The organism is Corallococcus macrosporus (assembly GCF_017302985.1).
Lineage (GTDB): Bacteria > Myxococcota > Myxococcia > Myxococcales > Myxococcaceae > Corallococcus > Corallococcus macrosporus_A.
In genome coordinates this window covers 1,127,965-1,139,609 of sequence record NZ_JAFIMU010000007.1, presented here as the reverse complement: position 1 = coordinate 1,139,609, position 11,645 = coordinate 1,127,965, and the positions used below count along the sequence as shown (strand labels likewise).

11 protein-coding genes are annotated in these 11,645 nt (G+C 72.4%); 8 read left to right on the top strand and 3 right to left on the bottom strand.

The genetic code is table 11. From position 1 onward, the window contains the following. The first annotated feature begins 20 nt into the window (after positions 1 to 20). The 3 genes from JYK02_RS16985 to JYK02_RS16975 all read left to right on the top strand — a co-directional run bounded on the left by JYK02_RS16985 (position 21) and on the right by JYK02_RS16975 (position 3,586). Positions 21 to 992, top strand: a complete 972-nt coding sequence (locus tag JYK02_RS16985; RefSeq protein WP_207052331.1) for a nucleotidyltransferase domain-containing protein — start codon at positions 21 to 23, stop codon at positions 990 to 992. A 104-nt stretch (positions 993 to 1,096) separates the two neighbouring features. Further along, entirely contained in the window at positions 1,097 to 2,395 is a 1,299-nt protein-coding gene (locus tag JYK02_RS16980; RefSeq protein WP_207052329.1) for a UDP-glucose dehydrogenase family protein, read from the top strand. After that, the gene (locus JYK02_RS16975; RefSeq protein ID WP_207052326.1) at positions 2,396 to 3,586 is read left to right on the top strand and encodes an acyltransferase family protein; all 1,191 of its coding nucleotides are present in this window, start codon (positions 2,396 to 2,398) and stop codon (positions 3,584 to 3,586) included. 36 nt (positions 3,587 to 3,622) lie between these two features. Here JYK02_RS16975 and JYK02_RS16970 read toward each other — a convergent pair whose 3' ends face one another. After that, positions 3,623 to 3,898, bottom strand: a complete 276-nt coding sequence (locus JYK02_RS16970) for a hypothetical protein (RefSeq protein WP_207052324.1) — start codon at positions 3,896 to 3,898, stop codon at positions 3,623 to 3,625. A gap of 178 nt (positions 3,899 to 4,076) precedes the next feature. Between JYK02_RS16970 and JYK02_RS16965 the strand changes: the two genes are divergently transcribed. Next, positions 4,077 to 6,701 (top strand): O-antigen ligase family protein, encoded by a 2,625-nt coding sequence (locus JYK02_RS16965; protein ID WP_207052322.1) that lies wholly within the window; start codon positions 4,077 to 4,079, stop codon positions 6,699 to 6,701. Between the two features lie 4 nt (positions 6,702 to 6,705). On the opposite strand, the gene JYK02_RS16960 is transcribed toward JYK02_RS16965, so the two are convergent. Beyond that, positions 6,706 to 7,242: an aminoacyl-tRNA deacylase gene (locus JYK02_RS16960; RefSeq protein ID WP_207052321.1), complete on the bottom strand. Its 537-nt coding sequence runs from the start codon at positions 7,240 to 7,242 to the stop codon at positions 6,706 to 6,708. Between the two features lie 128 nt (positions 7,243 to 7,370). Continuing rightward, positions 7,371 to 8,693 (bottom strand): N-succinylarginine dihydrolase, encoded by a 1,323-nt coding sequence (gene astB, locus JYK02_RS16955; protein WP_207052320.1) that lies wholly within the window; start codon positions 8,691 to 8,693, stop codon positions 7,371 to 7,373. A gap of 18 nt (positions 8,694 to 8,711) precedes the next feature. Here astB and JYK02_RS16950 point away from each other — a divergent pair, with 18 nt between their 5' ends. The 4 genes from JYK02_RS16950 to lptB are packed head-to-tail and all read left to right on the top strand — an operon-like array spanning position 8,712 to position 11,617. Then, positions 8,712 to 9,665, top strand: a complete 954-nt coding sequence (locus JYK02_RS16950) for a lysophospholipid acyltransferase family protein (protein ID WP_207052319.1) — start codon at positions 8,712 to 8,714, stop codon at positions 9,663 to 9,665. A gap of 13 nt (positions 9,666 to 9,678) precedes the next feature. Next, a complete protein-coding gene (gene lptC / locus JYK02_RS16945; RefSeq protein WP_207052318.1) occupies positions 9,679 to 10,230 on the top strand; it encodes an LPS export ABC transporter periplasmic protein LptC in 552 nt (183 codons plus the stop codon). Beyond that, positions 10,227 to 10,880: an LptA/OstA family protein gene (locus JYK02_RS16940; protein WP_207052317.1), complete on the top strand. Its 654-nt coding sequence runs from the start codon at positions 10,227 to 10,229 to the stop codon at positions 10,878 to 10,880. Before lptC ends, JYK02_RS16940 begins: the two co-directional genes overlap by 4 nt. Beyond that, on the top strand, positions 10,877 to 11,617 hold the full coding sequence (gene lptB / locus JYK02_RS16935) for an LPS export ABC transporter ATP-binding protein (RefSeq protein WP_207052316.1): 741 nt from the start codon (positions 10,877 to 10,879) through the stop codon (positions 11,615 to 11,617). Before JYK02_RS16940 ends, lptB begins: the two co-directional genes overlap by 4 nt. Positions 11,618 to 11,645 lie beyond the last annotated feature (28 nt).

Below are 11,645 nucleotides of genomic sequence, written 5' to 3'. Positions count from 1 at the left end.
CCCATTAAAGGTGCCGCACCATGGCGCCCAGCCTCCTCGACACCTTCCGGGTCCTGTCCTCCTTCGAGCCCCCGCGCGGAAAGCTCCGGGGCGCGCCCTGGGAGGCCTACGTCGACTGGGCCATCTCCCAGGGGCTGGCGCCGCTGGCGGCGTACAACCTGGAGTACCGGATGGGCGGGGGCGAGGCGCCCGAGTGGGCCCGCGACCGGCTGATGTCCATCTACACCGGCTCCGTGAACGACAACGTCATGAAGCTGGTCCACTTCAAGCGCATCGTGGATCAACTGGAGGGGCGCAAGCTGCTGCTGCTGGGCGGCGCGGCCTTCGCGGAGGCGCTCTATCCGCACGTGGGCTTCCGGCCCGTGCTGGACATCCAGGTGCTGGTGCGCCGCATGGACGTGGACGGCTTCGCCGGCTACCTGTCCAACCACGAGTTCGTCCCGGAAGCCGACACGGGCAACACGGGCGCGGCGCGCATCGTGTCCGACGGCCGCACCCCCATCCACCTCTACGCGGACGTGCTGGGCGCGGACCGACGTGAGCAGTTGGCCGGCATCTTCGAGCGCGCCAGACCCATGAAGGTCTACGGCCAGTCCGTCTTCCGCCCGGAGCTGGAGGACGCGCTGTTGCTCACCGCGCTGGACCACGCCCACCACGGGTATGACGTGCCGTGGCTGTCGTTCGTGGACCTGCGCGAGCTCGTCACCGGCGCCACCTGGATGGGCGGCGTGTACTCGCGCCCCATGGACGTCCCGGCGCTCCTGGCGCGCGCGGAGGCGTTCGGTCTGGAGCGCGCCCTCTACACGTCGCTGGCCATCGTGGCGCGCCTGTTCCCGGACGCGGAAGCCCAGGCCACCGCCGCCTTCCCGCCGCTGCGCCGCGCGACGCGTGAGCTGCTGGACAGGGGGGTGGTGGGTCCGGTGAGCACCCCTGGACGTTCGTCCGCCCTGCGGGGTGTGGACAGACTGCGGCGCCTCCTCACGGGGCGATAAGCCTGTCTGGTCGCTCTGCGGCCTGCACCCCCGGGCTTTCTTTCGGTGCTCCGGTCGGCGTATGAGTTCATGACGCCACCTGTCGAAACCAGGACACTTAAAGAATGCGCATTGCCATTATCGGATCGGGCTACGTCGGACTCGTCGCGGGCACCTGCTTCGCTGACTCGGGCAACGACGTCGCGTGCGTGGACATCGACGAGCGGAAGATCCGCATGCTCCAGGATGGACAGGTTCCCATCTACGAGCCGGGTCTGGAGGAGCTCATCAAGAAGAACGTGAAGGAGCAGCGCCTCACGTTCACCACGAACCTGGCGGAGGGCGTGGCGAACGCCCAGGCCGTGTTCATCGCCGTGGGTACTCCGGAAGGTGAGAGCGGCGAGGCCGACCTCCAGTACGTGCTCGCGGCGGCGCAGGCGGTGGGCCGCGCGATGAAGCAGTACACGGTGGTGGTGGACAAGAGCACCGTGCCGGTGGGCACCGCGGACAAGGTTCGCGACGCCATCGCGAAGGTGACGAACGTGGAGTTCGACGTCGTCTCCAACCCGGAGTTCCTGAAGGAAGGCGCCGCGCTGGACGACTTCTTCAAGCCGGACCGCGTCGTCATCGGCGCGGACACCGAGCGGGCCCGGAAGATCATGGGAGAGCTCTACGCGCCGTTCGTGCGCACGGAGAACCCCATCCTGTTCATGGACACGCGCTCCGCGGAGCTGACGAAGTACGCGGCGAACGCGATGCTCGCGACGCGCATCTCCTTCATGAACGACATCTCCGCCCTCTGCGAGAAGGTGGGCGCGGACGTGGACTTCGTGCGCAAGGGCCTGGGCGCGGACAAGCGCATCGGCTACCCGTTCCTCTTCCCGGGCGTGGGCTACGGCGGCTCCTGCTTCCCCAAGGACGTGAAGGCGCTGGTCACCACGGCGCGCGAGTACGGCCTGGAGCTGGACCTGCTGCGCGCGGTGGAGCGCACCAACGAGCGTCAGAAGAAGCTGCTCGTGAACAAGGCCGTGAAGCACTACGGGTCGCTGGAGGGCAAGAAGTTCGGCGTCTGGGGCCTGGCGTTCAAGCCGAAGACGGACGACATGCGCGAGGCGCCGTCCATCGAGGTCATCGAGGGCCTCATCGGCAAGGGCGCGACGGTGATTGCCCATGACCCGGTGGCCGCGCACGCGTCCAAGCGCGTCTTCGGCGACCGCATCCGCTACGCGGAGCTGCCGTACGACGCGCTGGAAGGCGTGGACGGCCTGTTCGTGGTGACGGAGTGGAACGAGTTCCGCCACCCGGACTTCGACCGCATGAAGAAGCTGATGAAGACGCCGGTGGTCTTCGACGGCCGCAACATCTTCCAGCCGGCGCGCATGCGTGAGCTGGGCTTCACGTACTTCGGCATCGGTCGCAAGTAGATGAAGCAGCAGTCCGGAGGCTCGCTGGATGCACTGACGGGGCTGCGCTTCCTGGCGGCCCTGCACGTCGTGTTGTTCCATTTCGGGACCCCGTGCCTCCAGGGCGTGGCGCCGGAGTGGATGGTGCAGGTGGTGGCCTCCGGCTATGCGTCCGTGGGCGTGTTCTTCCTCCTGTCCGGCTTCGTGCTCGCGTACAACTACGTGGACACGGCCGGCGGGATGCAGACCGCGCCGCGGGCGTTCTGGAGCGCGCGCGTGGCGCGCGTGTATCCGGTGTTCCTCCTGATGTTCCTGCTGTCGGCGGTGTCCACGGCGCAGGGCTCGCTGGCGGCGAACTCGCTGCCGGTGGCGGCGGCGAAGCTGGGCACGGCGGGGCTCACCACGCTGATGCTGCTCCAGTCCTGGGTGCCGAAGCTGGCGCTGTACTGGAACCCCCCGTCCTGGTCCGTGTCGGTGGAGGCGTTCTTCTACGCCGTGTTCCCCGCGCTGGCCGGGCGGCTGGAGCGCTTCCGGGGCGCGCGCATGGCGGCGGCCCTGGTGGGCGTGTGGATGCTGGGCCTGCTGCCGCCGGTGCTCTACCTGGTGCTGCGGCCGGACGGGCCGGGCACGCTGGACGTGGCGTTCGGCGGCCTGTGGCTGGCGGTGGTGAAGTTCAACCCGCTGGTGCGCCTGCCGGAGTTCCTCCTGGGCGTGCTGCTGGGGCTCGTCTTCGTGCGGGAGCGGGCGGCGGCGACGGCGCCCCGGCGCTCCGGCGCGGTGATGGCGCTGGCGGGCGCGGCGCTGCTGGTCGCGGGCTTCTCGCAGGGCGCGTCCATTCCGTATCCGCTGATGCACAACGCGCTCTTGGCGCCCGCGTCCGCGCTGCTGGTGTACGGGCTGGCGCGCGGCGGCGGTCCGCTGGGGCAGTTGCTGGCGCGGCCGTGGCTGGTGCACCTGGGCGGGGCCAGCTACGCGCTGTACCTGCTCCAGTACCCCGTCAGCGAGGGGGTGCACTGGATGGAGCGGTTCGTGGACCTGTCGTCGCCCACGCGCTTCCTGGCGGCGCTGCTGGTGTTGCTGGTGCCCGCGTCGGTGGCGGTGCACCGGTGGGTGGAGACGCCGTGGCGCTCGCGGGTGAAGCGCGGGCTCCAGCCGTGGGTGGATGGCACGTCCGCGCAGGCGGCTCCGGCGCGAGTGGCCCCGGGCGCGTAGCGGGTTCGCCGGGCGCCGTCCATCAGGGGACGGTGCTCAGCGGGCGAGGCCGCAGGCCTTCTTGCCTTCCTCGGTCTCGATGGCGCGGCAGTCGCAGCCCTCGAGCTTCGCCTCGCAGGCGATCTCGTCCTCGGCGGTGGGCTCCACGCGGCCCTCCTCGTCGGCGGCGCGCTGCTGGCAGGCCTGCTTCTCCACCGAGTTCAAGGCGCACTCGCAGAGCTTCTCGGACAGCTCGCGGCAACTGCTCTTGCACGCGGTGAGTCCGGAGAGGGAGGCGCAGAGGACGGCGGCGGTGAGCAGGAAGCGACGCATGGGGTCGGGCGAAGATGCCAGATGGGTCCCCGGATGCAAGCGGTGTCCCGGGGGGCGCGTTCATTCGACGGCGCGGGCCCGCCGCGCCAGGGGAGGAGGCGTCCAGGCGGCGCGTCTCCTGCACGAGGGGACGGGCCGCAGAGGCCCGCGAGGAGCGTGACATACTCCCGCGCCTCGCATGGCTCCTGGCTCCCACCGCGTCTCCCGGTACACCGCCTTCGCGGAAGTGGCGCTCGCGGCGCTGCTGGTGCTGGGCCCCGTGGCGCTCGGCGGCGCGGCGCGCTGGGTGTCGTGGCCCCTGGGCGTGCTGTCCGGCGCCGCGGCGGTGCTGGCCTTCGTGGGGGCGCGGCGCCAGGGTGAGACTCCGCGCGTGCCGCTCCTGGCCGCGCCGCTGGTGGGCGGCGTGGTGCTGTGCCTGTTGCAGCTCGTGCCGCTGCCGCCGGGCGTGCTCGCCGTGGTGAGCCCGGAGGCCGCGGCGCTGCGCGAGGACGTGCTCGTGCCGCTGGGGCTCACGGACTGGCGGCCGGTGTCGCTGGAGCCTTCGGCCACGTGGCGTGAGCTGGCGAAGCACCTGGCGTATCTCCTGACGTTCGTCGCGGCGGTGCAGGTGTGCCGGGCGCGGGCGTCGCGGCAGCGGCTGCTCGCGGTGCTGGTGTTCACGGGCGCGGCGGTGGCGGCGGTGGGGCTGGGACACGCGCTGTTCGGCGTGGACACGCTGTTCGGGCTGCGCGCGTACGTGCATGCGCGGCCGCCGCTGGTGACGCCGTTCGGCAACCCCAACCACCTCGCGGGCTTCCTGGGGCTGTGCGCGACGGTGGCGGTGGGGCTCGCGCTGTCGAAGCAGCCGCGTTCGCGCGCGTGGCCCTTCGCGATGGCGGCGCTCGTCTCTGGCGCGGGCGTGCTGCTGTCGCTGTCGCGCGCGGGCATCGTGTTCTTCGTCTTCGGGCAGGTGCTGCTCGCCGCGTGGTTGATGAAGCAGCGGCGCGAGGCGCGCACTCCCGCGAGGCCCGCGTGGGGACGGGGCGCGGCGGTGCTGCTGGGGCTCCTGGCGACGCTGTCCGTGGGCGCGTACCTGGCGGCGGATCAGCTATGGGCGGAGGCCCGCAGCGTGGACGGCGTGGAGTCCCTGCGCCGGGGGAAGATGGAGCCCTGGCCGATGATGGCCCGCGCGGCCCGCGCCTTCCCGGTGCTGGGCATGGGGCGCGGCGCGTTCGAGGCCGCCTTCCCGCGCTACCAGACCGAGCCCAACCCCAACACCTTCACGCACCCGGAGAACCTGCTGCTGCAGGTGGCGGCGGAGTGGGGCGTGCCGGGGCTGCTGCTGCTTCCCCTGGGCGTCTGGGCCTTCGTGCGGCGCGTGCGGCGCGAGGACCACGGCCCGGTGGAGCTGGCGGTGCTGTCCGGCGTGGCGGCGCTGGTGCTGCACAACCTCTTCGACTTCAGCCTGGAGCTGCCGGCGTGCGCCGTCGCGGTCGCGGTGGTGCTGGGCGCGGTGGCCCGGCCCCGTGAGGCGGAGCGCATGGCCATGGGGCGCGCGAGGACGGGGGCCCTGCCCGTGCGTCCAGCGCTGGCGCTGGCGGCGGGGCTCACCGTCGTGATGCTCGTCGCGCTGGTGCCGGGGCGGCGGAGGATGGCGGACGCGGAGGCCCTGCTGGCGGAGCGCGTGTCGGCCCGCGCGCCAGGTACGGAGGTGCGTGCGCTGGGACTCCAGCTCATCGACGTGCACCCGGCGGACTACCTGCTGTACCGGCTGGTGGCGATGGGCTCCGTGTCGGACGGCGCGGCGGGCGCGAAGGACGCGTTGGCCTTCGTCAATCACACGCTGTACCTGCGCCCCCTGGATGCGTCCGCGCACCGCGTGGCCGCGCGCGCCCTGCTGCACCTGGGCCGGCGCGAGCAGGCCTTCCTGGAGTACCGGCTCGCGCAGGAAGCCGGCGACACGCGCGTGTTGCTCGGCGAGGCCATGCCCAGGGCCCGCACGGTCGAGGAGCTGAAGACGCTCACGCCCGAAGCCCCCGGGCAGTTGGAGGAGCTGGCGCAAGCGCTGGTGGGCATGCCCTCACGCCGCGCGCTGGGATTCGCGTGGCTCGTCTGGGCGCGCGAGCACTTCGAGGGCCGGCCCGAAGCCACCGCGCTGTGGATGCAGGAGGCGCGCGGACGGCTGGCCCAGCGGGACCTCCCCGAGGCGGAGGCGGCCTGCGCACAGGTGGAGCGGCGCGCTCCCGATGCGCTGTCCACGCACCTGCTGCGCGCGGACGTGTGGCGTGCGCAGGGCAAGCACGCGGAGGCACTCCAGTCCCTGGAGGCGCTGGTGAAGCGCTTCCCCCACGACGCGGAGCTGGCCTTCACACTGGCCGCGCGGCAGCAGGAGGCTGGCCTCACGCGAAGGTCCCGAGACACGCTGGCCGCGGTGACGCCGTACCTGACGGACCTGCGTCAGCGCGCGCGCCTGCTGTCGCTGGAGGCGGACAGCTTTGAACGGGAAGGCCTGCTGGCCCGCGCGCTGGAGCAGCGCCGCTCGGTCGTGGGGATGCTGCCCGGCCCGGAGAGCCACTTCGCGGTGGCCCGGCTGCAGGAGCTGCTGTCGCGCTACGACGCGGCGGCGCGCTCGGTGCACGAGGGCCTGCGGCTCATGCCGCTCAACGACGCGCGGCGCGCGGAGGGTGAGGCCTGGGCGACACGGCTGGAGGCTCGCGAGCGTGCGCTCCAGGACGCACACAAGGGGGCGCTGCTGGAGGATGCGAAAGCGCGGGAGCTGGACCTGTCCAGCCCACCGGCCCTCAGCGACGCCCCCGCGCCCTGAGGGCTCAGGCCTGCGCGCCTGAGTCCTCCATCGGTGCTTCGTACGACGCCTTGTCCTGCGGCTCCTTCTCCCGCGAGGGCTGCTGGATGAAGGTCGCGACCAGCGGCCACTCCAGGCGCGCGAAGTCCTGGAAGCGCATCTCCAGGGCCTCTTCGTGGGAGCCGGCGCGGAACAGCAGGCGCTCGTTGACGCTCAGCGACTCGTCCATCGCGACGGGCAGGCCGTACAGCTCACCGAAGGGAGGCTCGGCGCCCGTCTCGCAGTCAGGGAAGTGGTCGACGAATTCGGACTCGGCGGCGAGCCGCGCGGTGCGGACGCCCAGCGTGTGGCGGATCTGCCGCAGGTCCACGGTCGTCAGCGCGGGCACGACGACGATCCAGGGTTGCCGGTCGGCCAGCACGATGACGGACTTGGCCACGCGCCAGTTGGGAACATTGAGGGCGTCCGCGAGCTCCGTCGCGCTCACCGCCCGGGCGTGGGCATACCGCTCGAAGGGAACACGGTGGCGCCGCAGATAGCTTTGGATGGCGTTCGGGATCATGGGGGACATCACCTCCTTCACGTTCAAGGTGTGTCCGGACGACGCGTGCGGCCATTCGCCACCCGAGCAGGGCGGTCGTGCCTGCCTGCCCCTGTCCGGTGCGCCGGGGGGCAGGCAGGCGGGCCACGTCACTGCTGGAAGTCGTACACGCTGCCCAGCTTGAGCAGGCGCGTCAGCTCGTCGAGCGCGGTCATCGTCTCGCGCGCGAGCTGCGGATCCCGCACGTCCTCCGGCTTGAGCACGTCGCGGTAGTGCTTGCGCACCCACGCCGCCAGCCCCTCATGGAGGGCCGGCGAGTAGAAGACGTCCGCGGTGACGGCGGCGCGCTCCGCGTCCGTGAGCGTGATGCGCTGGCGCAGGCACGCCGGGCCACCGCCGTTGTTCATGGACTGTCGAACGTCCAGGTAGTGCACCGCCTTCACCGGGTTGTCCCCGGCGACGACGCGCTCCAGGAACGCGCGGGCGGTGGGCGTCTCGCGGCTCTCGATGGGCGCGATGATGGCCATGGTGCCGTCCGGCAGCGACAGCACCTGCGAGTTGAACGGGTACGCGCGCACGGCGTCCTTCACCGGCAGCTCCGCGTCCGTGGCGACCTCGGAGCGGAAGGCGTCCCCCAGCTTCTCGCGCAGCGTCTGGAGCAGCTTCGGGTGCTCCACGAACGCCAGCGCGTGCAGCATGAGGAAGCGCTCGTTGCCCACCGCGAGCACGTCCGTGTGGAACGCGCCCGCGTCGATGCCGTCCGGGTGCTGCTGCGGCAGCACCACCTGCTCCGGTGCCAGTTGGTGCAGCCGCGCCAGGGCCTGGCTGGACTCCAGCGTCTGGCGCGCGGGGAAGCGCTGCGGCCCCTTCACGTCCTGCCACGCGCTGCGCCCCCAGGCGAGCACGTGCACCGCCTTGTGCCCCGGCGTGAAGAGGCGCGTGTGGTTGGCCGCGCCCTCGTCCGCGAAGTGGGCCGCGCCCGGCAGCGGCGCGTGCACCTGGAAGTGCTTCGGGTCCGCGAAGATGGCGCGCAGCACCGCGTGCGTGGTGTCCGCCTCGATGGCGCGGTGGAACATCTGCGTGAGGTTCGCGGGCGTCAGGTGCACCCGGCCGTCCGCGGTGTCCGCCGACGGCGCCACCGTGGCCGCGTTCGCCGTCCACATGGCGGAGGCGCTGGAGGTGAGGCGCAGGAGGTGCTCCGCGTCGCGCGCGGCGCGGGTGATGACCTCCTCGTCGGAGCCCGTGAAGCCCAGCGCCCGCAGCGTGCGCAGGGACGGGCGCGGCTGGGGCGGCAGCACCGCCTGGCCCACGCCCAGCTCCGACACGAAGCGCATCTTCTCCAGCCCCTGGAGCGCCGCCTCCCGGGGGTGGCTGGGCTGGCCGCCGTGGTGCTGTGACGCCAGGTTGCCCGGCGAGAGGCCGGCGTAATTGTGGGTCGGGCCAATGAGGCCGTCGAAGTTGTATTCGCGCATGGGATATGGAGACGCGTCGTGGAGCGTCCCCCTTTAACAAAGCGCCTCAAGCGTTACCTGCGCTACCTGCTCATCGCCGGGATGTTGCGCCTGCTCCAGTTCCTGCCGCTGGGGATGGCCCGCACCCTGGGCATGACCCTGGGCGGCTGGGCCTACGCCTTCGCGGCCAGGGAGCGGCAGAAGGCCCTCAAGTCGCTGGCCCGGGCCTTTCCGGAGAAGACCGGGGCGGAGCGTGACGCGCTCGCCCGTGACGCCTTCCGCCACCTGGCCGCGGCCGCCCTGGAGGTGGCCTCCGCGCGTGCGCTGGACGCCGGGCTGGAGTCCCTGGTGTCCTGGCCGGACGAGGACCGCCGGGTGCTGGAGGCCGCGCTGGCGAAGGGGAAGGGCGTCGTCTTCGTGTCCGGCCACGTGGGCAACTGGGAGCTGCTCGCCCGGCGCGTGGCGAGGGCGGGCTACCCCAGCCAGAGCATCGCCAAGGAGACCAGCGACCCGCGCCTCACCGCGCTGGTGGAGGACTTCCGGGCGAAGGGCGGGGTGCGCAGCATCTGGCGCGGCCAGGAGGGCGCGGCCCGGGCCATGCTCCGCGCGCTGCGCAGCGGCGAAATCCTGGGCATCCTCATCGACCAGGACACCAGGGTGCAGTCCGTCTTCGTGCCCTTCTTCGGGGAGCTGGCGGCCACCCCGCGCGCGGCGGCGGACCTGGCGCTGCGCACCGGCGCGGCGGTGGTGGTGGGCTTCTGCCAGCGCGACGGGCAGGGCTACCGGCTCACCATGGAGGAGGTGCCGCCCCCGGACGCGACGGAGCGTGAAGCGGCCGTGCAGGCGCTCACCGCCGCGCTGTCGCAGCGCATCGAGGCGGCCATCCGCCGCGCCCCCGAACAGTGGGTGTGGATGCATCAGCGCTGGAAGACGCGTCCTCCCCAGGACGTTCCCCCGGCCCTTGCCGGCGCACCGTCCGCCCCGGCGCGGTGATAAGGAGGGCCTCGTGCCGCGCCTGCTTGCCTTGAGCTTCCTGGGACTCCTCGCCACCGCCTGCGCGCCGCGCCGTCCGGCCCCGGGCGCCGCGAACGAGCCGCGCCCGGACGTGGTGCTGGAGGGCGCGCGCCTGCGCTCCTACGAAGGCGACGCGCTCCAGGTCTCCGGCACCGCCTCCCGCGTCCTCTACCGGCGCGCGGGCGGCGAGGTGCAGGCCACCGACGTCGTCGTGCGCCTGCCCCCCGGGAAGAGCGCCCAGGGCTCGGCCTCCTCCACGCCGGAGGGCACCACCATCACCGCGCCGAATATGGACGGCAGCCTCGCGTCCAAGACGTGGGTGGGCACCGGCGGCGTCGTCGTGCGGACGGGAGAGGGGATGGTGGCCAACACCCCCCGGCTTACCTACAACGCCGACTCGCGGCGGGCCCACGGCGAGGAGGGCGTGACGATGAAGGGCCCCGACTACCAGATGCGCGCGGACCGCTTCACGCTGTCCGCCGCGGACCAGACGTTCACCTTCGAGGGCGCGGTCCAAGCCGCGCTGGGTGGAGCGACGGAGTGATTGAGTTCCTCGTGATGGCGCTGTTCCTGGCCCAGCCCGCGTCCCCGCAGGCCGTCGCGCAGGCCACCCCGGCCGCGCCCGCCGCGAAGCCCGGTGCCTCCGCGCCGGCTGCTCCCGCCGCCAGGCCCGGTGCCGCTGCCCCGGCCACTCCCGCCGCGAGCACTCCGGCCGCGCCCACGCCCGCGCCGGGCGCGTCCCTGGCGCCCACGGGCCTGCGCAACCCGGTGGACCTGTCCGCGGACCACGTCACCGGCGACCGCAACCAGGCGGTGCTCACCGGCAACGTGGTGGTGAAGCACCAGACCATGGACATCCGCTGCGACAAGATGACCGGCTACTACAACGCCACCCGCCAGGTGACGCGCGTGGTGTGCGCCGGCAACGTGCGCGCCGTGGACGGCGACCGGCAGGCCCGGGGCGAGCGCGCGGACTACGACGTGCCCTCGGGCGTGCTGGTGGTGACGGGCTCCCCGGAGGCCCGGCAGGGCAACACCTACCTCACCGGCACCAAGGTGCGCCTCATCCTGGGCAACGAGCGCCTGGAGGTGGAGAACGCCCGCATCCTCGTGGACTCCCCGTCCACCACCGCCGTCCCCGGCACCCGCAAGAAGGCCCCCGCGCCCAAGCCGCCGGCGGGCACGACGCCATGAGCGGCGAGAAGCTGTTCGCCGAAGGGCTCAAGAAGTCCTTCCGCAAGCGCCAGGTGGTCCGCGACGTGTCCTTCAACGTCGCTCCGGGGGAGGTCGTGGGCCTGCTGGGCCCCAACGGCGCCGGCAAGACGACCAGCTTCAACATGGTCGTGGGGCTGGTGACGCCGGACGCGGGCCGGGTGCGCGTGGGCGACGAGGACCTCACCCACCTGCCCATGCACCGCCGCGCCCGCCGCGGCGTGGGCTACCTGCCGCAGGAGGCCTCCGTCTTCCGCAAGCTCACGGTGCGCGAGAACTTCCTCGCCGTGCTGGAGCTCCAGAAGGGACTCACCGCCCAGGACCGCAAGCAGCGCGCGGACACCCTCCTGGAGGAGTTCGGCCTCTCCCACGTCGCCGAGTCCTGGGGCGAGACGCTCTCCGGCGGCGAGCGGCGGCGCGCGGAGATTGCCCGCAGCCTCATCCCCGCCCCCCGCTTCATCCTCTTCGACGAGCCCTTCGCCGGCGTGGACCCCATCAACGTGGGCGACCTCCAGCGCCAGATTCACCTCCTGCGCGAGCGGGGCCTGGGCATCCTCATCACCGACCACAACGTCCAGGACACCCTGGGCATCTGTGACCGGGCGTACATCATCGCACAGGGGCAGATCCTCGAGGAGGGCACCCCCGCGCAGATCGCAGGGTCCGCCCGCGCGAGGGCCGTCTACCTGGGAGACCGGTTCCGTCTCCAGGCTCCGTGAAAAGCCGTCCTCCCCGTATGTCTCCAGA